General features: G+C 59.7%; 17 protein-coding genes. 11 read left to right on the top strand and 6 right to left on the bottom strand.

Annotated elements, in window-relative coordinates; translation table 11 throughout:
* Nucleotides 1–29 precede the first annotated feature (29 nt).
* On the top strand, nucleotides 30–1,055 hold the full coding sequence (locus ACURWW_RS07950; protein ID WP_445616270.1) for a hypothetical protein: 1,026 nt from the start codon (nucleotides 30–32) through the stop codon (nucleotides 1,053–1,055).
* 189 nt (nucleotides 1,056–1,244) lie between these two features.
* Here the strand turns inward: ACURWW_RS07950 and ACURWW_RS07945 are convergent, their stop codons facing one another.
* Nucleotides 1,245–2,009, bottom strand: a complete 765-nt coding sequence (locus ACURWW_RS07945; RefSeq protein ID WP_445616269.1) for a class I SAM-dependent methyltransferase — start codon at nucleotides 2,007–2,009, stop codon at nucleotides 1,245–1,247.
* A 360-nt stretch (nucleotides 2,010–2,369) separates the two neighbouring features.
* Here ACURWW_RS07945 and ACURWW_RS07940 point away from each other — a divergent pair, with 360 nt between their 5' ends.
* The gene (locus ACURWW_RS07940; RefSeq protein ID WP_445616268.1) at nucleotides 2,370–2,783 is read left to right on the top strand and encodes a CBS domain-containing protein; all 414 of its coding nucleotides are present in this window, start codon (nucleotides 2,370–2,372) and stop codon (nucleotides 2,781–2,783) included.
* A gap of 45 nt (nucleotides 2,784–2,828) precedes the next feature.
* Here the strand turns inward: ACURWW_RS07940 and ACURWW_RS07935 are convergent, their stop codons facing one another.
* On the bottom strand, nucleotides 2,829–3,386 hold the full coding sequence (locus ACURWW_RS07935; protein WP_445616267.1) for a hypothetical protein: 558 nt from the start codon (nucleotides 3,384–3,386) through the stop codon (nucleotides 2,829–2,831).
* Nucleotides 3,387–3,463: 77 nt separating this feature from the next.
* On the bottom strand, nucleotides 3,464–4,207 hold the full coding sequence (locus tag ACURWW_RS07930; protein ID WP_445616266.1) for a metallophosphoesterase family protein: 744 nt from the start codon (nucleotides 4,205–4,207) through the stop codon (nucleotides 3,464–3,466).
* Nucleotides 4,208–4,359: 152 nt separating this feature from the next.
* Between ACURWW_RS07930 and ACURWW_RS07925 the strand changes: the two genes are divergently transcribed.
* Nucleotides 4,360–5,181 (top strand): nucleotidyltransferase domain-containing protein, encoded by an 822-nt coding sequence (locus tag ACURWW_RS07925; protein WP_445616265.1) that lies wholly within the window; start codon nucleotides 4,360–4,362, stop codon nucleotides 5,179–5,181.
* A 215-nt stretch (nucleotides 5,182–5,396) separates the two neighbouring features.
* The gene (locus ACURWW_RS07920; protein WP_445616264.1) at nucleotides 5,397–6,176 is read left to right on the top strand and encodes a VOC family protein; all 780 of its coding nucleotides are present in this window, start codon (nucleotides 5,397–5,399) and stop codon (nucleotides 6,174–6,176) included.
* A 54-nt stretch (nucleotides 6,177–6,230) separates the two neighbouring features.
* On the opposite strand, the gene ACURWW_RS07915 is transcribed toward ACURWW_RS07920, so the two are convergent.
* From ACURWW_RS07915 to ACURWW_RS07905, 3 genes are all read right to left on the bottom strand, one after another.
* Nucleotides 6,231–6,665 (bottom strand): GNAT family N-acetyltransferase, encoded by a 435-nt coding sequence (locus tag ACURWW_RS07915; RefSeq protein WP_445616263.1) that lies wholly within the window; start codon nucleotides 6,663–6,665, stop codon nucleotides 6,231–6,233.
* 278 nt (nucleotides 6,666–6,943) lie between these two features.
* Entirely contained in the window at nucleotides 6,944–7,159 is a 216-nt protein-coding gene (locus ACURWW_RS07910; protein ID WP_445616262.1) for a DUF1653 domain-containing protein, read from the bottom strand.
* A 10-nt stretch (nucleotides 7,160–7,169) separates the two neighbouring features.
* On the bottom strand, nucleotides 7,170–7,829 hold the full coding sequence (locus ACURWW_RS07905) for a TetR/AcrR family transcriptional regulator (protein ID WP_445616261.1): 660 nt from the start codon (nucleotides 7,827–7,829) through the stop codon (nucleotides 7,170–7,172).
* A gap of 284 nt (nucleotides 7,830–8,113) precedes the next feature.
* Between ACURWW_RS07905 and ACURWW_RS07900 the strand changes: the two genes are divergently transcribed.
* The 7 genes from ACURWW_RS07900 (at nucleotide 8,114) to ACURWW_RS07870 (ending at nucleotide 20,965) form a co-directional block, all read left to right on the top strand.
* Complete coding sequence (locus ACURWW_RS07900; RefSeq protein WP_445616260.1) at nucleotides 8,114–10,432, top strand: outer membrane protein assembly factor BamB family protein; 2,319 nt, start codon at nucleotides 8,114–8,116, stop codon at nucleotides 10,430–10,432.
* Between the two features lie 81 nt (nucleotides 10,433–10,513).
* Complete coding sequence (locus ACURWW_RS07895; RefSeq protein ID WP_445616259.1) at nucleotides 10,514–11,521, top strand: hypothetical protein; 1,008 nt, start codon at nucleotides 10,514–10,516, stop codon at nucleotides 11,519–11,521.
* A 190-nt stretch (nucleotides 11,522–11,711) separates the two neighbouring features.
* Complete coding sequence (locus tag ACURWW_RS07890) at nucleotides 11,712–14,429, top strand: TonB-dependent receptor (RefSeq protein ID WP_445616258.1); 2,718 nt, start codon at nucleotides 11,712–11,714, stop codon at nucleotides 14,427–14,429.
* A 322-nt stretch (nucleotides 14,430–14,751) separates the two neighbouring features.
* Nucleotides 14,752–15,378, top strand: a complete 627-nt coding sequence (locus ACURWW_RS07885) for a glutathione S-transferase family protein (protein ID WP_445616257.1) — start codon at nucleotides 14,752–14,754, stop codon at nucleotides 15,376–15,378.
* A 147-nt stretch (nucleotides 15,379–15,525) separates the two neighbouring features.
* A complete protein-coding gene (rimO, locus tag ACURWW_RS07880; protein ID WP_445616256.1) occupies nucleotides 15,526–16,863 on the top strand; it encodes a 30S ribosomal protein S12 methylthiotransferase RimO in 1,338 nt (445 codons plus the stop codon).
* 248 nt (nucleotides 16,864–17,111) lie between these two features.
* Nucleotides 17,112–20,054, top strand: coding sequence for an HAD-IA family hydrolase (locus tag ACURWW_RS07875; RefSeq protein ID WP_445616255.1), 2,943 nt, complete (start codon nucleotides 17,112–17,114; stop codon nucleotides 20,052–20,054).
* Nucleotides 20,051–20,965, top strand: a complete 915-nt coding sequence (locus tag ACURWW_RS07870; protein WP_445616254.1) for a universal stress protein — start codon at nucleotides 20,051–20,053, stop codon at nucleotides 20,963–20,965. The genes ACURWW_RS07875 and ACURWW_RS07870 overlap by 4 nt, the downstream gene beginning before the upstream one ends.
* Nucleotides 20,966–20,973: the final 8 nt, after the last annotated feature.

Genomic DNA, 20,973 nt, shown 5'->3' with positions numbered 1-20,973 from the left:
AATGGGACCAAACACAGGGAGTAGTGATCATGACAGACACCAATTACAACCAGACCGCGCCAACCGGCACCGCGCCCGCTGGGGGATGGGGGCCGGCACGATTACGCCACGTGTCCTGGAGTTCCATATTCCTGGGGCTTGTCATCGCCGTGGCATTTCAGATCATGCTGGGGCTGCTCGGCCTCGGTTTGGGTTTTACTGCGGTTGACCCGCAGCAGCCCACGCCCGGCAGTGTGGGCGCCTGGAGTATAGGCTCGGCGATATACATCATTCTGGTCAATATCATCGCGCTGTTCATCGGGGCCTACATTGCATCGCGACTCGCGCCCGCATTAACGAAGCAGAGCGCCATCTTCCACGGTATGTCCATCTGGGCCCTGGCCACAATCGTCATGCTCTGGCTGGGTACGACAACGGTGGGGCTTGCGATCAGCGGGATGAGCAGCGCAGTCTCGGGCATCGCTTCGGCGGCGGGGCAGGCTGTTCAGACGGTAGTGCCGGAGGATCTGAATCTCGGCTCGATTGATTACCAGGATCTGCCTCAACCACTGCGCCAGACACTTGAGGAAAACGACATCACGCCGGAGGACTTGCAGCAGGAGGTCACCGGCGCCTTCCGGCAAGCGGTGAGCAGGCAGGAGCAACAGCAGCTGATGCAGGAGCTCAGGCAAACCGTGCAAGAGGTGATGCGCAGCCCGGGCCAAGCCGGTGAGCAGATTGGGCAGGCGGTCGATGAGATGTTCGGCCCGGGCGGCATTCTGAACGAGCAGGATATGAATCAGTTGCGGAGCACGCTTGCCCAGCGGCTTAATCTGTCCGAGCAGGAAGTCCAGCAGATTACGGACCAGGTTCAGCAGGGTATTCAGGAAGCGGGCGAGAATATCAAGCAAACGGTCGAAGGCGCCCAGCAGCAAGCGGCCGAAACTGCCAAAGCGGTTGGTGACCAGGTGGGTAAAATCGCATGGGGGCTCTTCTTTGCCAACTTGCTCGGTCTTATTGCGGCCGTGATCGGCGGCAAGATGGGCGAAGTGAAAACACCGTTAGAACGCCATTAAGTTCCCCTCGGGCGTGTTGGCGTAGATTTTCACGATGCCGACAGTCCGTAGGTTGGGTTAGCGCCAGCGTAACCCAACAAGTTCGCCAACACGTGTTGGGTTACGGCCGTTGGCCTAACCCAACCTACGCCACGAGTCGTTGGCTTCAGGGTTAGCGCCAGCGTAACCCAACAGAGTCCTGCGCTGTCTCTATGGCTTCCTGAACACCAGGAAGAAGCGGTCCGTCTGGCCGGTGACCGCTTCGTTTCCCACTTCCAGGTTCAATGCATCGTTTTCGCGGAAGAACATATCGGAAACTTTTTCCAGCTTGAAGCCTGCTTCCTGTACTTCCAGAATAACCTGAACCGGATCTTCCCGCCGGCCGAGAGTACGGCTTTCCGGGTGGTTGTGGCGACGAGTATGGTCGATAACAACATAGCGTCCACCGGCCTTGAGGGCGTTGAAGGCTATCCTGTTGAGCCGGGCTTTGTCCTCTGCGTTGAAGTTATGGTACTCGCGAATCTTCAGGAAGAGATCGGCATTCTTAACCGGAAGGTCAAACTCGCCGATTTCATACCGGCCTTCCTGGCGATTGTACCCAGCGTCCACCACAACTTTATGGGTGTTGCCGAAGACCGGATTCGCCAGCATATCGCCCCAGCTCGAAAAAGTTCGTTCCGAATCGATCAGGTAAAGCTGGCCTTTTTCACCCAGCACTGGAGCCAGGATCTTGGTGTACCAGGCCTGGCCTGCGGGAAAGAATTCCACCACGGTCATGCCTTCTTTCAGCCTCATGAACTCAAGGGCGTTGACCGGATCGCGGTTAGCGTCCCGGGCGCGTTCTGCGTCGCTGCGATAATCCATTTTCAGCGCGTCGGCGACGCGCTTCTGGGTGGAAGAAAAGTCTTCCGCAAGGGTCGGCAGAGGCAGGCACAAAAGAGAACTGGCTACAAGCGCGAGAACGGTGCGAAACATGGTGAACTCCGGTTTTTTTGGTTTGACACTCAGTATATCACCAGATACCGGTGTGCCCGTCACGCCGATTGGACAAACATCACCGTTTAAAAAGGCGAGCGCTCGGGCACCACATCCGTCCGCTTGTCATTCATCTGGCTGGAACCACTGAGCAGGTAGGACGTGTCCGTGTGGCAGGCAATCACGATACAGCAGCTCGTGTTTGGCAAGCCGCGGTGGCGCGTCAATTGGCAATCAGTATGTCAGCCACGGCGATAGTTCCTGCTTCCCCGGGGTCGAGCGTTTCAGTATTATCGCTTGACAGATGTTACCGGGGCGCCAGCGATATTACCGTAGGGGCGCCGAACAGAGGAGGTCGCCATGCTGGGATCGATCGAAGTCAGGGATTATATGAATCCGGATCCGGTGAAAATCGATGCCGGAGCCGATGTTTTTGAAGCCATTTCACTGATACGCGAACACAGGATTTCCGGACTCTGCGTGGTGGACGCCGAAGGGCAGTTGGTAGGAGTGCTCTCCGAGCTCGACTGTCTGGAAGCCATTCTGAGCGCGGCCTATGATGAGCGAACGGCCGTGGGGACCGTCGGAGAGTACATGACGCGGGATGTTGTTACCGCCAATGTTAACGATGACATCCTGAAAGTGGCTGGCGATATGTTGAAGAACAAGCACCGTCGCCGCCCGGTCCTGGACCATGGCCGGCTGGTGGGGCAGATCACCTGCCGGCAACTGCTGGGCGCAGTCAAGGATTTCCCCGGGCGCGATCGAAGCTGAGCCTTTAGGTTGGCAATGCGGCGATCGCCAGGAAAATGGCCCAAGCTAGTGTTTTTGTTCTCCTTCCTTCACGGCAGCTTCGAGGTCTTCATCTGAGAGGAGACGCTGGTCCGGGTCGGCAGCGCTTTCGTCTCGTGGGGTAAATCGCAGCTTTTCCATGTAGGGCGTGGGTTCCTTGCGCCGGAATCTGAGAAACTCCTCTGCATAGTAAGAACGCGCCTGCTCCACGGTTTTGGCACCGGTTACAATGTCATGCATCAGATTGAGAGCCAGCATGTTCGCCTGCTCGTCGTGGCAGCGGGCGGATACCTCACCTGTGGTCCTTTCGACAGTTACGCTGCCGTCAAACGCTGCCACGTCGCTCACTTTGTCCACCGGCACCCGGTAATCAACAAACGTTTCCACCGAGTCGATGTGCCGGGTGGGGAAGTTGTGGTCATGATACACCTTGGTGGCCACAATACGTTTCCAGGGCTCGCGCCCGTGCCATGTCAGGTGCGACTCCACGACCTCATCGGGTTCGCCACGCTGATCAATAACCAATTGCGCAGCTTCGCGTGAAGCCTCGGGCCACTGTTTGATGCACTCACTACCGGTAATCATGTCCCACCTCCTGTAAACAACCACTGCCGGTAGACTCGCAAACTTTGAGCCGCGTTGGTAATGGCACAACTTGCATTTCAGTCAAGGGGCGGGAACTCAATGATACGAAACGGCGGACGATCCGGGTAAGTTCGCTGGAGAAGGGGTTTGGCCACGTTGTAGACGGGAATATTGTTGACGGTTTTCCCTTCCGGGAAACCCCGATGCGCATGCCCGTGAAACACGCAATCGACCGGGGAGTGGATCAGCGGGTCTTCGAGGCGGCTGGTACCCAGGAAGGCAAATATCTCCGGCGGCTCGCCCTGAATGGTCGCGGTCACGGGCGAGTAATGGAGGAGGGCGATGCGGTGCCGCGTGCGCAGTTTGGCCAGCGCGGTTTCCAACTTGAGCGCCTCGTGCAGGGCTTCGTCCACGAAGTGCTTGATGGCCTGTTCGCCCCAGGGGCCCAGCGCGCCGCGGCCGAAACCGCCGGCGAAACCTTTGATGCCGGCAATGCCGATGTTTCCAAACTCCCAGGCTTCGCCGTCGAGCACGTGCACACCGGCATCGCTGAGGATGTGCTTGACCGCCTTTTCGTTACCGGATTCATAATCATGATTGCCGAGCACCGCGACCTTGGGAACGGAGGTGGTGGCCAGTTCGTCTCCCAGGATGTGAGCTTCTTCCTCGGTTCCGTAGTCCGTCAGATCGCCGGCCAGCAGCAATAAGTCCGCCTGCTGGCCCGCTTCCGCAAAGATGTCGCGAAGGCTGCCCTCCGACCCGATGGTGCAATGAAGGTCGCCGATTGCAGCCACCCGTACTGATTCTTCTGAAATCTCCATCCTCCTGGCCCTTACTTCTGAATGGCAATGGAAGCCGCGCCCGTTACGCACGAGCTGGCTGCCACGCAAGAGCTGTACCACGGGGCGATTTGCGGCATCGGGTGGCACAGGTGTTGCCTCATCAAAACGAACCTCTTCAGATTGGGCTGACTATGCAACAAGTGACCATGAGCGTGCCGGGTGGCGAAAACATTCCGGCGAATACGCTGAGCTTTTATCGCGATGTTCTCGAACTGTTGAACAAACGGGGCCTGCCCTATCTGGTGGGCGGTGCCTGGGCGCTCAACCACTACGCGGGTATCTGCCGTAATACTCATGACTTCGACATCTTTATCGCGCGTGGAGATTTCGAGCGAATCAGCCAGGCCCTGGCCGAGGCGGGCTACCGCACGGAACTGACCTATCCCCACTGGCTCGGCAAGATTCACCTGAACGGCGACGCGATAGACCTGGTGTTCAGCTCCGGCAACGGTGTGGCTGAGGTGGATCAAACGTGGTTCGACCATTCCGAAGCCGCTGAATTGTTTGAACTGCCCACGCGCATTTGCCCGGTGGAGGAAACCATCTGGTCCAAGGCGTATATCATGGAGCGCGAGCGTTACGATGGAGCGGATGTGGCCCACCTCATTCTGGCCCGCGCCCACGGATTGGATTGGCAGCGGCTGATCGGTCGGTTCGAAGATCACTGGCGGTTGTTGCTGAGCCATCTGGTCCTGTTTGGATTCATCTATCCCGCTCACCGGGAAGTGGTTCCCCGCTGGGTCATGGACGAACTGCTTGGGCGCCTGCAGCAGGAGATGTGTGACCCGGCGACCGACCATCGACTCTGCAGCGGAACGCTGTTGTCGCGCGAGCAGTACCTCAACGACATCAATTACGCCGGCTATCGTGACGCGCGGGTGGAGCCACACGGAAAGATGACCGAACGGGAAACCGCTCAGTGGACTGCGGCAATCAAAGACAAACATAACTGAGTGCAGCGCACGGCGTTGGCGCCAGGCCCGCAAGTGTCGGGTCGAATCAATGGCGCCCATTCGCGCCTAACGCGCGCCTAACGAGTCCTGACTTCCCTTAATATGCTGGCTTGAGGGCGGCGTCGACGATGTCCACCCCTGTCGAAAATCTGGCTGCCCGGACGACAAGGATCGTAGTACTCAATAACCACAAACCGGCCGCAAGGAGCAGGATCATGTCAAACAAGCACGGCGATTTTATCTGGTACGAATTAATGACCCGGGACCCGACCAGGGCCAAAAGTTTCTACGAGGACGTAGTGGGATGGACCATTTCCGCCGAGCCACCTGGGGACGCGGATTATCAATTGATTGGATTCGGTGGCGACTTCGTGGGCGGAGTGCTCCGGCTGACCGAGCAGATGTGCGACGGCGGTGCACGGCCGGGCTGGATGGGCTACGTGGGAGTGGACGATGTGGATGCCACCGTGGCCAGACTGCAGACACTGGATGGCAAGGTCCTTATGCCCCCGCGGGACTTAACGGGGGTGGGGCGGTTTGCCATGGTGGCGGACCCCCAGGGCATTCCGTTCTACGTGATGCGCGGTGCGGTGGAGGACGGTCAGAGTAACGCCTTCAAGCCCATGGCCCTGGGCCACTGCAGTTGGAATGAGCTGGCCACCGTTGACCAGGCTGGTGCCCTGTCTTTTTACGGGGAGCTCTTTGGCTGGGAGAGTAAGGAAAGCATGCCCATGGGTGACATGGGAGAGTACAAGTTTATCCACCAGAATGGCGAGATGATCGGCGCTGTTTCCCCCTGCGCGGACCCGAGCCAGGGGCAAGGCTGGACTTATTATTTTCATGTGTCAGACGTGGATGCCGTTATGGAGAAAACCCAGGCCCATGGCGGCAAGGTCTTGCTCGAACCCCACGAAGTGCCCGGTGGGGATTACATTGTGATCGGGGCGGACCCGGAGGGTGCTGTCTTTGCCGTGGTCGGCCCTCGGGGCAGGTAGCGTGACATTGCGGATGGCAGCAGAGGAGGTAACGCCCACCCGCTGAAAAGGAGCTTAGGGTTCGAGAGTTTTCTCCATGGTGAGGTGTTCGACGCCGAGCTCGAGATAGGCATCACTCACAATGCGATAACCCAGCTTCTGGTAGAAGCCTGCCGCCGTCGCGCGGGCGGCCAGGGTGATGCGATGGTAGCCGCGCTTGCGCACCTGCTCCTCGGTTGCGCGGACCAGTATCGCACCGAGCCCCTGGCCTTGACGGGCAGGCGTTACGGCCATTTGCCGCAGTTTCCCGCAGCCGTCCGGAAGCGGCTTGATTAACACGCAGGCCAAGAGCTCCTGACCATCAAAAAGGCCGAAATGGAGTTGCTCGCTTTCTCCCTGCAGGTCCTCTGCGCTCAGAGTTTTGCCGAGCGGCGCACGGAGGATCTGTTCGCGAAGTTGGCGAGCGTCTTGATATTCTCTGGTACCGAAGGCAATTTCCCGAAATTCCATAGTGCTCACCCGGCTACCCCGTAACCCAATATTCCCGTGTGCGGTACTTTTGTTGGGTTACGCTTCGCTAACCCAACCTACGGGTACGGTGGTTTGCGTTGTTTCTGCGTCGTTGTGTTGGGCCCTTGGGCGTAATCCGACCTTTCGTGTGCCGGCACTTTTGTTGGGTTACGCTTCGCTAACCCAACCTACGGGTAGGGTGGCTTGCGTTGTTCTGCGTAGGTTGGGTTAGGCCCTTCGGGCCGTAACCCAACATCATCCGGCGGCGACCACCGCCCCTACTCATCCTCGCCGATAAATCGGAAGCGCGGTTGTTCGGTGCCACCTGCGTTCACTGTTTCTGTAAACATTGACAGGGGCCGCACCCAAAGATCGTAGTCACCGTAAAGACAGCGGTACACCACGAGCTTTTCTTCGGTTTCGCTGTGCGTGGCCACATCGATTACTTCGTAATCCTTGCCCTTGTAGTGCCGATAGCGACCGGGCTTTAGCATGTTGGTCTCCTCACACAGTCCCGGGGTCGGAACTCGCAAACGCCGGCTCGCGGACAATCAGTTCCTTGTCCAGAGCTGCCTCCACCCAGAAATCGAAGGCTGCATACACGCACTGATCGCGAGTCATGCCGATCTTCTCGAAGGTCTTCGGTTTGGCGGAAGCGGTCATCAGAATGAAGTAGGCGGACCAGGCAAAGTCCGGATTGATCTCCTGCCGAAGAAAGGGTGTGACCCGCGCCTTCATTACCGCCATGCGGCTATACAGCGAGTCCACATACACCTTGTAGAGGTGCGGATAGTCCGTCTGTAGGTCCAGCCAGAAAGCGGTGGAAAACTGCGCGTCGTTCTCCACCCAGACCTTCACCCAGTAACGGAGGATCTCCAGGAGCCCGCCTTCGTAGGATGAGAGTGGGCGGTGGATGCGGTTCTCCCAACGAGCCACCAATTCGTAGACCACGTCTTCCTTGTTGCGAAAATATTTGTAAAGGGTCTTGGTGCTTACGCGCAGCTCCCGCGCCAATTCGCTCATGGAAATGGAGCGGATACCCACCGTCTGAGCCCGGCGGGCAAAGGCCTCCACGATTTGGCCGGCCGTTCCGGCCGCGTCTTCGGGCGCCAGTTTGGAGCGCAGGGTGGGGGTCTGGGAGCTGTTGACTTCCGGCCTTGCCATAATAGAATCGCCTGAGGGGAAAACAAGAAATACCCCTCGTTTTCCAAGTTGTCTCTTTGATGTTGCTGCATGACCGCGGTAAATGCAACGAAGCCGCCCTTCAGCACGCTGAGAGTCGGCAGACAAAAACAGCGCACAGTTTAAGGAATCCTCGCCCAATGGAAAAGAAAATTCCGATTTTCTTTTCCATTGGGCGAGGGTCGCAGAGTGCGTGCAACACGATCGGGCCACGGGTTTTGCCCGACACGGGCCACCCGGTCCCAGGCACTTAGAAGGATGTACCCATGCGGCATCTCGCATTGTCCACCGCGGCCTTTGTCGCCACGGCTTGCCTCACGGTGAGCTGTTCCCAACTGAATTCCACCGGCTCATCCGCGCCTTCCTGGAACTCCCTGCAACCCAAGGCCGGGGAGTGGATTACCTGGGGGGGCGATCTGGGCAATAAACGCTATTCACCGCTCGACCAGATCAACAAGGAGAACGCGCAGGATCTGCAGGTCAACTGGCGCTGGCAGGCGGAGCCGTTGCCGGGGCGGCACGACTCCAACTGGAAGGCCACACCGCTTTACGTGGATGGGGTGCTGTACCTGCCCACCGGCGGCAGCAAGGTGGCCGCGCTCGACCCCGCAACCGGCGAAACCCTTTGGCTGTTTACCCCCGACCCCCTGCGGGTGGGCTCGCGGCCGTTTACCGGTTCCAGCCGCGCCGTGTCCTTCTGGACGGACGGGGAACGCAAGCGCATCCTGCACAACTCCATCGACGGGCGTCTGTTCTCGATCGATGCGCAAACCGGCGAGCCGGATCGGAATTTTGGAACCGACGGCTTTGTGGATCTGAACGAGAACCTGCTGGCGGAGGGAGATGGCCGGTCCCAGGATGATGTGGGCTCCACGGCGCCGGGCATTGTGGTTGGCGACGTGATCGTGGTGCAGGTGATCGGCAACGATACACCGAAAAACACCGTGGGCACGCCCGGTTACATTCGCGGCTTTGATGTACGCACCGGCGAGCTGTTGTGGACCTTCCACACCATTCCGCGTCCGGGTGAATTCGGCCACGAGACCTGGGAGGACGGTTCCTGGAGCTATACCGGAGCCGCCAGCGTGTGGACCATGATGTCCGCGGACCCGGAGCTGGGCTACGTCTACCTGCCGGTAGAGAGCCCAACCAATAACTTCTGGGGCGGACAACGGCCCGGCGATGGCCTGTTCGGGGAAAGTATCGTCTGCCTGGATGCCAAGACCGGCGAGCGTGTCTGGCACTTCCAGATTCTGCACCACGGTGTGTGGGACTACGATCTGCCTGCCGCGCCGATTCTTCACGACATCGAGAAGGACGGCAAAACCATCAAGGCAGTGACGGTGCTCACCAAGCAGGGCATGAACTTCGTGTTTGACCGGGTAACCGGCGAGCCCGTATGGCCGATCGAAGAGCGGCCGGTTCCCACCGAGATGGCTGTGCCCGGCGAGAAGCTTTCGCCCACCCAGCCCTTTCCCACCAAGCCCGCCCCGTACTCAAACCTGGGCTACCACGAAGAGGATCTGATCGACTTCACGCCCGAGCTGCGCGCCCAGGCTCTGGAGATCATGAAGGATTACGTCACCGGGCCCATGTACACCCCCCCGACCCTGGTGGGCGAAGGTATTCCCACCAAGGGAACCCTGGTTTATCCCAATTACGGTGGCGGTTCCAACTGGAATGGCGGGGCCTTTGATGTGGACAGCAACACCCTGTTTGTCCCCACCCGCAACACCTACATGACCATCGGCCTGAAAAAGGCGGACCCGAACCTCACCGACTGGAAGTACCTGCCGGTGGGCAGCGGCGCCCGGCCCCTGAGCCTGCCCAACGGCCTTCCCGTGAACCGCCCGCCCTGGGCGCTGGTAACGGCCACGGATATGAATCGGGGCGAGCACATCTGGTCCCGCTCCATCGGCGGCGCGCCCGACCGGATACGCAATCACCCGGATCTGCAAGGGCTGGACCTGGACTTTGACAACATGGGGCAGATCTCCGTGCGCCCCAGTCCACTGGTTACCCGGTCACTCATGTTCCTGGCTGAATCCGCCAACATCGGCGGCGATCCCGGCGACCGGATGTTCCGTGCCTACGACAAACAGACCGGCGAAGTGGTGGCGGAAATCGAACTGCCCGCGCTCACTTCCGGTGCGCCCATGACCTACATGCACGAGGGGCGACAGTACATTGCAGTGGCCCTGTCCTCGCGCGAGCACCCGGCGGAACTGATCACTCTTTCTCTGCCGCGGCCGGGCGACGAGACGGCTGCGCCGGTTCCTGCTGCACAACCCCGGTCAACGGCCACGGTGGACCTGGCGGAAACCGTGGATGCAAGCCCGCAGCAACTGAAAACCGGACGGCAAATGTTTGGGCAGCACTGCGCGGTATGTCACGGGTCCGCCGGTGAAGGCTTGCCCCAGTCCGGAGCGCCGGCCCTGCGTGGCCTGGGCCACTTCGCCGACATCAAGGCCATTATTGGCAACGGCTCCGCGGAGATGCCGGCCATGGCCGCAGTGATGACGGCGGACCAGTTGGATGCGGTGGCGCGTTACGTAGCGGTGGAGTTGTCCGGGCGCGAGGACTGACCTGTTCGAATCGCTCCCGGACTCCCCCGCGGGCCGAGTCCGGGGCCCATTTTCGAGAAGCGCAACGCGCGAGGAAAAATCATGGAAAAGCGAACTCTCTCAATTGTCTTCGCAAGCGTTATTGCCGCAGCGGCCGTTCCATTTGCCACTGCGGACGCGGACTACGAGGCTCCGCGCAATTCCTTCGGTCAGCCGGACCTCGGCGGAATCTGGAGCAATGCCACCACCACGCGTTTCGAGCGGCCGGACCGTTTTGGCAACCAGTTGGTGTTGACCGAAGAGCAGGCCGCACAGGTGCAGGGTGCGGCGGAAGCCTACCGGGAAGCGGGCAACAAGCCCACAGATCCCGACGCGGGTGTGCCCGATGACGGTAATACCAGCGCCGGTTACAACCGCTTCTGGACCGATCCCGGTACCCAGGTCATGCGGGTCGGCGGCGAGCCCCGCAGCTCCATGATCACCACAACACCTGATGGCAAAGTGCCTCCGCGAAAAGCCGACGCGCCGCCCTACACGCCGCGTCCTTTTCTGTTGAGCAAGGACAAGGATGGCAATCCGGTTGATCCCAGTGACAACCCGGAGAGCCGTGGAATCTCCGAACGCTGTTTGTTCATGCCTACCAGTGCCGGGCCGGTCATGCGTCCGGTTCTGTACAACAACAACTACGTGTTGACCCAGGGGCGTGATCACGTGGCGATAACTGTGGAGATGATCCACGACACACGCATCATTCGCCTGGGCGATGAGCATCGCAACAACGGTGTACGCAAGTGGATGGGTGATTCCATTGGTCGTTACGAAGGTGACACCCTGGTGGTGGAAACCATTGACTACCATCCCGACCAGACTTTCTTCGGAGCTTCCGACCAGTTGAAGGTCATCGAGCGCTTTACGCGGGTGTCCGAGGACCGTCTGCTGTATCAATTCACCATCGAAGATCCGCAGGTCTGGGACCAGCCTTGGGGCGGTGAATACGAATTCTGGGCATCCCCCGGTTTCTACGAATACGCCTGCCATGAAGGCAATATTGGCCTGCAAGGCATTCTTGCCGGCGCTCGCAGGGAGGAAGCTGAGGGCGAGAAAAAATAATCGCCCGGTCTCCACTTCCGTCTCTCCAGGGGGGCAGGCGGATAAGAACAGGTTTAAAAGAAAGATAAAGCTCGATGCGAACCTTCGAACCCGTATTGCCGGGTCGGGAGGTTCGGGCACAGGTTCCGGCTGCCGGATCGTGTTCTCGTTCCGGCAGCCTTGACAATAGTAATAATAGTTAGGAGTAGACATGACACCCTTCAGGAAGCAATCAGTCTCCAAGCGCACATTCAGTAAGTTGGCCTTCGGTAAACTGGCCATGTACAGCAGTCTCGGCGCCCTGCTGAGTACGGGCGCACTTGCGCAACAAAACTCCATACTGGAGGAGATCGTTGTTACGGCGCAGCGCAAAGCCGAAAGCATTCAGGACGTTCCCGTTGCGATCAGTGCCTTCGGCGCTGAGGATATGCAAATGCGTCGCATGGACGATGGCCGGGATCTTCAGTTGGCCGTGCCCAACCTCAACTTTACCGGTGGCAACAACTTCCAGATCCGCGGTGTGGGTGATTCCGTGGGCGGTACAACCGGCGATGTGGGAGTGGGCATTCACCACAACAACGCGCCCCAGGTTGTGAGCCGGGTGGTCAGCGCTGAGACCTACGACGTTGAGCGCATCGAAGTTCTGCGCGGACCTCAGGGCACTTTGTATGGCCGCAACTCCACCGGCGGCGTCATCAACTTCATCACCGCAAAGCCCCAGTTCGACGAGAACGATTTTTCGGTTAGCGCGGAAGTCGGCAACTACAACAGTCGCAAGTTCAAAGCAATGGCCAACGTTCCCATGGGCGAAATGTTTGCGCTGCGCCTCGCGGGCATGTCCCTGAGCCGGGATGGCTACACCGATAACCTGGCCACCGGCAACGACATCGACGACCGTGACCTGTACTCCATGCGCGCCACGCTTGCGTTTGAACCAAGTGATGCTGTGGATGGCTGGCTGTTGTTCGAAACCTTTAAGGAAGACGATAGCCGTCGTTCCGGTGCGCGAAGCATGTGTATCACTGACCCCGGTCCCACCCAGGTGGGTGATACCGCGGTAACCAATCCGCTGCTGCAGGATTTCCTGAGCCAGGGTTGTTTGCCGGGTTCGATTTACAGCGACGAGGCTCTCGGTCGCCCGCACAGTGTGGGCACCTTCGGCGGACGTTTTGCGAGCGCGCTGAGTCTGGCCGGCCTGGTCCCTGCCGGCAACTTGTACGAAGGTATGACTCAGCCCAAGGATCTGCGTAAAACCTCCGAGTTCATGGATCCGGAAACCACTATCGAGCAGGACATTGTTGAGTTGGAAGTGAACTTTCACCTCACCGATGAGCTGACTCTGAGTTTTCTCGGGCACCACTCTGAGGACGAAAGCTACGCGAAGTCGGGTAGCTACGAAGGGGACGTCCGGTTCCTGGATACCCCGTTGACTCCAGACGGTGTCTGGACGGATTATCAGCACGGCGCATCCACCGGCATGCGCACGCTTTCCATCAACGATGGCTACGCGGAGCAAACCTCCCTTGAAGTGCGTCTGCAGTCGGATTTTGCCGGGCCAATCAACTTCAACATCGGTGCGCTCTCCTACGACGTGGAGCGGGAAACTCACACATGGGTGAGCACCAACACCACTACCTTGTACATCAACGCGAGCAGCGCCACCTATTGTGCGAGATTCGGTTTGCCTTCCGGGTGCGTCTATTTCGACGAAAATCCCACGCCCGACTACAGTGGCCACCAGTACTTTGATACCTGGACGCCTTATCAGCTCGATTCACAGGCACTCTTCACCGAGCTGTATTTCGACCTGAGCGACACACTGAAACTGACCACCGGGCTTCGCTATACCGAGGACGAAAAAGAGCGCTTGAGCCTGACGCCCCAGCTTCTTTCGCCGATCGGTGCCAACGGTCCGGGCACCGGTGGCTACCCCGAGTCTGCGAAACGCATCGACGAAGTGGGCTTCGAAGAGTACACCGGCCGTATCGTGCTGGACTGGATGCCGAACGTGGCCTTCAGCGACAGCACTCTGGTTTACGGCTCCTTCTCCCGTGGCTACAAAGCTGGTGGTTTCAACTCGCCGGAAGCGGGTCGGGATACCTTTACGCCCTATGATCCGGAATTCGTTAATGCCTTTGAACTGGGTACCAAGAACACCTTCGCCGGTGGTCGCACCCAGGTTAACGCAGCGCTGTTCTTCTACGACTATCAGGACTACCAGATCTCCAAGTTGGAACAGCTCTCGGTTCGCAACGAGAACATCGACGCGGAAGTCTGGGGTCTGGAGTTCGAAACCATCTTCAATGTTATGGACAACCTGGCCCTGAATGCCAACCTGGGCTGGCTGAAAACCGAAGTTCAGAACGGCGCATCGGTTGATACGCTGGATCGGACCGCGGGCGACCCGGACTTCACCGTGTTGAGAACTTACGACAATGGCTGTATTGCGCCAACCTCGGAAGTCGAAGCAATCGTCAATGATTTCCAGACGGGGGCAGCGGACGCAGTCAGCGTCAGTGATCTGGTGAGTGGTATGTGTGCTGGGCGTTCCGCGGGCATCGCTCAGGACCTGACCGGTAATGAGTTGCCGAATTCGCCTGAGCTCTCCGCAGCGTTGGGTCTGCAGTACAACTTCAACGTAGGCGGTTGGGATTCGGCTCTGCGCGTCGACTACAGCTGGAAGGATGACTCTTACGTCTCCGTTTTCAATGGCGAGAACTATGAGTTGGAGTCCTGGGACAACGCAAACCTGTCTCTGAACATGGCCAACTTCGACATGGGCCTCGACGTTCAGCTCTTCGTCAAGAACGTCTTCGACGACGACACCGTTGTGAACTACGGAACAGCCTCTGACGGTGTAGGCCTGACTCGCGGTGTGACCCTCCTGGATCCGCGTCTGTGGGGTGCCGCGCTGACCTACAACTTCTAACCTCTCTCGCAAAGTCCAGCTAGCGAGTCTGCCGGGCCACCGCAATGCGGTCGGCCCGGCTTTTTTTTGGGCGGTAAAAATGTTGGGTTACGCTCCGCTAACCCAATCTACACAACTCCCGGCGCGTGCTCCGTAGGTTGGGTTAGGCCGCAGGCCGTAACTCAACAAATGTTCCGACTAGTCTGGCAGGTTGGGTTAGACTCCTGCCGTAACCCAACAAAAACTGCGATGCTCTATCCAAATAGGACCGATTACGTCCTCATTTGCCTGTAATCTCCTTCTTCGACGGATCAAACCCGGTCCTTCAGGAAAGGAGTTAACCATGAGCAAGCTGACCTTCTATACACACCCGTTCTCGCGCGCCCGTACCGTACGCTGGATGCTGGAAGAGCTGGAAGTCCCCTACGACACCAAGGTGGTGGACTTCGGTGGCAGCATGAAATCGCCGGAGTACCTGGCCATCAACCCCATGGGAAAAGTGCCTGCCATTGTCCATGACGGGGTGGTGGTGACGGAAACCATGGCCATCTGCGCCTATCTGGCGGATCAATTCCCCGAGAAAAAGCTGGCGCCACCGATCAACAGCCCCGAGCGCGGCCCCTACTATCGGTGGCTGTTCTTCATCTCCGGCCCCTTCGAGCTGGCCTTGACCGTCCGGACCAACAATTGGGAAATCCGGGAGGACATGGCGCGGGGCCTGGGCTGCGGCCATGAAGGGGATGTGGAGGACACCCTTGAGAAGCTCCTGGAGGATCGCACCTATGTTTGCGGCGATTACTTCACCGCCGCCGATCTGATTGTTGGCAGTTATCTCGGCTGGGCGATGATGCAGAAGCAACTGGAGTCCCGTCCGGCTTTTGCCGAGTATGTGGCGCGGGTGACCGATCGCCCAGCCGCCCGCCGCGCGCAAATGCTCGATGATGAGCTGGGGCGGCAGTTGAGCTCCTGACGCAGCTGTCGGAAGGACATGAACGCTGAGCCCGGGTCCCGGGAGCCACGCGTCGCATATGGACAGCGAGTGGTCAGGCCGGGAGCCACCCGCTAGAATACGCGGTTTTCTCCCCCCACTGCTCAGCAGCAGCGCTAGAGGTTCCCCATGTCCAACCCGAAAGTCGGCTTTGTCAGCCTCGGCTGTCCCAAAGCCCTGGTCGATTCCGAACGCATCCTCACTCAGCTCCGCACCGAGGGCTACCAGGTGGTGCCCACCTACGACGACGCGGATGTGGTGGTGGTGAATACCTGCGGCTTCATCGACAGCGCGAAGGCGGAATCCCTGGAGGCGATCGGGGAGGCCATTACGGAAAACGGTCGGGTGATTGTTACCGGTTGCATGGGCGTGGAGGAGGACAACATCCGCCAGGTGCATCCAAGCGTTCTGGCGGTGACGGGGCCGCAACAGTACGAGCAGGTGGTCAACGCGGTTCACGAGGTGGTGCCTCCGTCGGTGGAACATGATCCCCTGATTGACCTGGTGCCACCTCAGGGGATCAAGCTGACCCCGCGACACTACGCGTATCTGAAGATCTCAGAAGGCTGCAATCACAGCTGCAGTTTCTGCATCATTCCCGGCATGCGCGGCAAGCTGGTCAGTCGCCCGGTTGGCGATGTGCTGGGGGAGGCGGAACGCCTTGCCCGGGCCGGCGTCAAGGAACTGCTTGTTATCTCCCAGGACACCAGCGCCTACGGGGTTGACATCAAATACCGCACGGGATTCTGGAATGGCCGCCCGGTAAAGTCGCGTATGACGGAAATGTGTGAGGCCCTGAGTGAACTGGGCATCTGGGTGCGCCTGCATTACGTCTATCCCTATCCCCACGTGGATGAACTGATTCCGCTGATGGCGGAGGGCAAGATCCTTCCCTACCTGGACATCCCTTTTCAACACGCGAGCCCAAAAGTGCTGAAAGCCATGAAGCGTCCCGCCTTCGAGGATCGCACCCTGGCGCGCATCAAGAAGTGGCGGGAGATCTGTCCGGACCTGACTATTCGTTCCACGTTCATTGTGGGCTTCCCCGGTGAAACCGAGGAGGACTTTCAATACCTGCTGGACTGGCTCAGCGAAGCACAATTGGACCGCGTGGGCTGCTTCAAGTATTCCGACGTGGAAGGTGCTGCCGCCAATGAACTGGACGGTGCGGTACCGGAAGAGGTGAAGGAAGAGCGTTGGGAGCGCTTTATGGCGCACCAGCAGGAAATATCCGCCGCGCGCCTGCAGCAGAAGATCGGTAAGACCATTCAGGTGCTCGTGGACGAGGTGGATGAAGAAGGGCCGATTGCCCGCTCCATGGCGGATGCGCCTGAAATCGATGGGCGGGTTTTTATTGACACCAATGAGCCTTTGAATCCCGGTGAGCTGGTGACGGTCAAAGTCACGAAAGCCGATGAGTACGACTTGCTGGCGGAGTTGGTTCAGGAGCCCCAGCAACATTTTTGATGTGCAGGTGGGTTGTTGGGTTACGGCCGTTGGCCTAACCCAACCTACGGGGTCGAGAGTGCGGTGCCGTGTTGCGGTTGTTGTTGGGTTACGGCCTTTGGCCTAACCCAACCTACGGGGTGGAGATGCGGTGCCATGTTTGCCTGTAGGTTGGGTTAGCGGAGCGTAACCCAACAGGTGGAATAGAACCATTCTGGCTGCGGATTTGCAGGCTCTGCAACTCATTTGCAAAAAGCCTTAACGTCTCTGTGGAAACCTCAAGCCGCGCCATCGCCACTTACGATGCCGTTCTTTTCGACATGGACGGTGTCGTCACCCGAACAGCTGACCTGCACGCAGCTGCCTGGAAGGCTTTGTTCGACGATTTCCTCCAGCACCACGCCGGCGAGAACGATTCGCCGCGCCTGTTCGACATTGACTCCGACTATCGCAACTACGTTGACGGCAAGCCGCGCGAAGCGGGGCTGCGCAGTTTCCTTGCGTCCCGCGGCATCGAACTCCCGGAAGGGAGCCCGGCGGACCCGCCGGAGGCGGAGACAGTCGCGGCCATGGCGAAACGCAAGGATGAGTTGTTCAGCGAACAGGTGGAGCAGCGCGGGGTGGGGCTGTTTCCGGGCACCATCGACTTCATCCGGGCATTGCGTAGCGCCGGCATCCGAACCGGTTTGGTAACCTCGAGCCGACACGGGCGCGAACTGTTGAAAAAAGCCGCCATTGAAGAGTTGTTCGACGCTGCGCTGGACGGCAACGATATTGCGGACCTTGACTTGCGGGGCAAGCCGGACCCGGCCATGTTTGTGGAATGTGCCCGCCGCGTGGGCAGCAGCCCGGCACGGAGTGTGGTGGTTGAAGATGCCAGCTCCGGGATTGCGGCCGGCGAGGCGGGTCGCTTCGCCTTTACTCTGGGCGTGGATCGGGGCGGGAATCGCGAAGCGCTCGTGCGGCATGGCGCCGACCTGGTGGTGGGTGACCTGGAGGAGCTGAGCCCCGAAGAGCTGGACGCCCACGTCGAGCGCCGGCTCGACGCTCATTCCTGGCACATTCGCCAGACTGGTTTCGATCCCGTGCAGGAGCGGGAGCTGGAAAGCATATTCACGGTGGCCAACGGCCGCCTTGGCGTCCGCGGCGCGCCGGATACCCCCTTGCCCAATTCCCAGGACGATCTGTTTGTGGCCGGCATCTACGGTCGCAAAGTGGAGCACGTCCCCTATTCGGAAACCGAATTCGTTACCAACGGGCGGGATAATCCCTACGCCGAGCTTGTTCACTTTCCCTCGCCGTTTCGGCTCCACCTGCGGATCGACGATGTTCCCGTGGAGCTCAGGGAAAGCAACTGGCGAAGCTACCGGCGCACCCTGGCCCTCCGGGAAGCCGTGGTCAGCAACCATGTGGGGTTTGCGACCCCGGCGGGGGAATCGAGCCGGCTCGACACCGCGCGGGTGGCTTCACTGGCCGATCCCCACCTGCTGCTGCAGGAGATCGAAGTCTGCGCGGACAACAATTCGGCGGATCTCAGCGTCCAGGTGGCGAGCCGCGACCCGCGCTGGCAGGAGGACCACTCCAATCTGAGCGAATTGCACTACAGCGTAGAGGACGGGATCGAAGTCCAGCATTACCGGGTGACGGGCTCCGATTTCGAGGTTTGCATCGCGTTGCTCATGCTGGAGGAAGGCGGGTGCCCAATGGATACCGACTTGAGGCTGGAGATGGAAATCGGGCGGGCCGTAAGGCTGCGTCGATTGGTCGCGGTCTACTCCAGCCGTGACTGCGACCATCCGCGCGAAGCGGCACTGGACCGGATCAAGGGCGAGAGCTGGGCAAGCTTTGATCGCGCGCTTGAAGACCACCGGCGGGCCTGGGACGAGGTCTGGAATGTTTCGGATATCCGTATCAAAGGGAACCCCGCCACTGAGCAGGCCCTGCGTTTCCAGCTGTATCACCTGAATTCCGCGGCCGCCGAGGCGTCGCACATTTCCGTAGGGGCTCGCGCCCTGACAGGGCGGGCTTACGAAGGTCACGTGTTCTGGGATCTGGAAGTATTCATGTTCCCGTTCTATCTCTTTACGCGGCCGGCCCTGGCGCGCAGTCTTTTGTCCTACCGCTACACGACCCTCGACGGTGCCCGCCGCCGGGCGCGGGAGTTTGGATTCCGGGGCGCCTGCTACGCCTGGGAGTCGACGGTGGATGGCAGCGATGAAACGCCCAAACTGATCCTGCTGAAGACCACGGGCAAGGAAATTCCCATCTACACCGGCAAGGAGCAGATCCATGTAACCGCGGCGGTCGCCCATGCCGTCTGGCAATACTGGGAAGCGACGGTCGACGAGAGCTTCATGTTCGAACAGGGCCTGGAGATTCTGGCGGAATGCGCGCGCTTCTGGTGCAGCCGCGTCGACCGGGAAGAGTCCTTTCACATCCGCGCTGTCACCGGACCGGACGAGTACCACCACACAGTCAACGACAATGCCTATACCAACTGGATGGCCCATTTCAATCTGCGCAACGCGCTCGAAGGCTTCGCGGAATTGGAGCGCAGGGACCCGGCTGCCAGCGGCGCCCTGAGGGAGCGGATCGGTGTGTCAGACGACGAGTTTGAACTATGGCGGGAGGTTGCCGACAACCTGTTTTTGCCACGCCCGAATGCCGATGGCGTCATTGAGCAATTCGAAGGGTTTTTCGAACTGGAGGATTATCCTTTGCCGGCTCACGAGCGCTTCAAGGCGCCGGTGAGCCGGCTCTTCGAGGCCGAGCGGATCAACCGTCTCAAACTGGTGAAGCAGGCGGACGTGCTGATGCTTCTTCATCTGTTCCCCGACCTTTTTCCGCGCTCTGTGGTGGCTGCCAACTACCGCTACTACGAACCCATCACCGACCACGGCAGCAGTCTTTCTCCAGCGGTCCACGCCGCCATCGCCGCGCGACTCGGTTTGCGTGAAGACGCTGAGCACTACTGGCACCAGTGCCTCTGGCTGGATCTGCACAACGTCATGCACAACAGCGTGCTTGGAGTGCACCCGGCCGCCATGGGCGGTTGCTGGCAGGCTCTGGTATTCGGGTTTCTCGGCCTGCGTTTCGAGCGGGATGGTCCGGCGACGGCCCCCAATCAGAATCGCCTGCCGAACCACTGGCGGGCGGTTTCGATGCAGATCAACTGGCGGGGGCGGCTGTATCCGGTGGGGGTGGAACCATGAACGGCGAACGTGCAATGTCGGGGCTTTTTTCGTCCATTCTTCTCCCGCTGGATGGCTCGGAGAGTGCGGTAAAGCCATTGCAAACGGCGTTGTGGCTCGCGGAAAAAACGGGAGCGCGACTCCATATTCTGAGCGCCGGCGACGAAAGCCTGCCGGCGGACGAAGCGTTGCAGCGTTTGCGCGTTCCCGCGGAGTGTCGGGACGCCGTTATATTGCACCAGCAGAGTTCCTTCGCGGAGGAGGCAATCCTTGAGGCCATAGCGGCCCTCCGGGTGGATCTGTTGGTTATTTCCGCCTGCGGCGCAGGCACCGGCGGCCGTCCCCTCGGCACTGCGCCCCGGGAAATGGGGCACGTGGCGCGCTACCTGCTGGAGCAAAGTACGGTACCTGTGCTGCTCGCACCTCCCAGGTTCCGAACCCATCTGCCCATGCGCTCGGCGCTGGTTCCCGTAAGCGGTGAGCCGGAGACGGATGCGGTGTTGTGTCTGGCGATTCGTGCCGCAAAGCTCCTGGACATGCGCTTGTGCGTCGCCCATGTGCAAAGGTCCGCGAACAGTCAGCATGGCTTCGAGGCCGAAGTCATGTACCCGGACTCCCTATACTACGAGTACGCCGGTCGCCTGGAAGAAATGCTCAGTCGCGCGGCTCAGTGCAGCCCTGAAGATTTTCGAAGCGTGGTCGCCGGTGTTCGTTTGTGCCACGGCGACATCAAACAGGAGCTGTTTCGAATGGCCAGAGAGAGTAACGCGGATCTATTGGTTACGGGCTGGCACGGGACGCTCACGGACGGACATGGGGCATTGCTTCGGCAGCTCATTCGGGAATTGGAGTTCCCTTTGTTGTTGACCAAACCCGGCCCGCGGCCCTACTTCCACTTGAATGTGGGAGAGGGCTTCGTCGCTGAGGAGTAGGGAAGATC

Source organism: Gilvimarinus sp. F26214L (assembly GCF_054401055.1).
The sequence above is the reverse complement of the archived record's forward strand: the minus strand, read 5'-3'. Positions and strand labels throughout refer to the sequence as shown.

What these genes read in the sequence shown, in the direction of transcription:
- ACURWW_RS07950 (WP_445616270.1), top strand. Translation starts at nt 30, where the DNA reads ATGACAGACACCAATTACAACCAGACCGCGCCAACCGGCACCGCGCCC.
- ACURWW_RS07945 (WP_445616269.1), bottom strand. Translation starts at nt 2,009, where the DNA reads ATGTTTCGCACCGTTCTCGCGCTTGTAGCCAGTTCTCTTTTGTGCCTG.
- ACURWW_RS07940 (WP_445616268.1), top strand. Translation starts at nt 2,370, where the DNA reads ATGCTGGGATCGATCGAAGTCAGGGATTATATGAATCCGGATCCGGTG.
- ACURWW_RS07935 (WP_445616267.1), bottom strand. Translation starts at nt 3,386, where the DNA reads ATGATTACCGGTAGTGAGTGCATCAAACAGTGGCCCGAGGCTTCACGC.
- ACURWW_RS07930 (WP_445616266.1), bottom strand. Translation starts at nt 4,207, where the DNA reads ATGGAGATTTCAGAAGAATCAGTACGGGTGGCTGCAATCGGCGACCTT.
- ACURWW_RS07925 (WP_445616265.1), top strand. Translation starts at nt 4,360, where the DNA reads ATGCAACAAGTGACCATGAGCGTGCCGGGTGGCGAAAACATTCCGGCG.
- ACURWW_RS07920 (WP_445616264.1), top strand. Translation starts at nt 5,397, where the DNA reads ATGTCAAACAAGCACGGCGATTTTATCTGGTACGAATTAATGACCCGG.
- ACURWW_RS07915 (WP_445616263.1), bottom strand. Translation starts at nt 6,665, where the DNA reads ATGGAATTTCGGGAAATTGCCTTCGGTACCAGAGAATATCAAGACGCT.
- ACURWW_RS07910 (WP_445616262.1), bottom strand. Translation starts at nt 7,159, where the DNA reads ATGCTAAAGCCCGGTCGCTATCGGCACTACAAGGGCAAGGATTACGAA.
- ACURWW_RS07905 (WP_445616261.1), bottom strand. Translation starts at nt 7,829, where the DNA reads ATGGCAAGGCCGGAAGTCAACAGCTCCCAGACCCCCACCCTGCGCTCC.
- ACURWW_RS07900 (WP_445616260.1), top strand. Translation starts at nt 8,114, where the DNA reads ATGCGGCATCTCGCATTGTCCACCGCGGCCTTTGTCGCCACGGCTTGC.
- ACURWW_RS07895 (WP_445616259.1), top strand. Translation starts at nt 10,514, where the DNA reads ATGGAAAAGCGAACTCTCTCAATTGTCTTCGCAAGCGTTATTGCCGCA.
- ACURWW_RS07890 (WP_445616258.1), top strand. Translation starts at nt 11,712, where the DNA reads ATGACACCCTTCAGGAAGCAATCAGTCTCCAAGCGCACATTCAGTAAG.
- ACURWW_RS07885 (WP_445616257.1), top strand. Translation starts at nt 14,752, where the DNA reads ATGAGCAAGCTGACCTTCTATACACACCCGTTCTCGCGCGCCCGTACC.
- rimO (WP_445616256.1), top strand. Translation starts at nt 15,526, where the DNA reads ATGTCCAACCCGAAAGTCGGCTTTGTCAGCCTCGGCTGTCCCAAAGCC.
- ACURWW_RS07870 (WP_445616254.1), top strand. Translation starts at nt 20,051, where the DNA reads ATGAACGGCGAACGTGCAATGTCGGGGCTTTTTTCGTCCATTCTTCTC.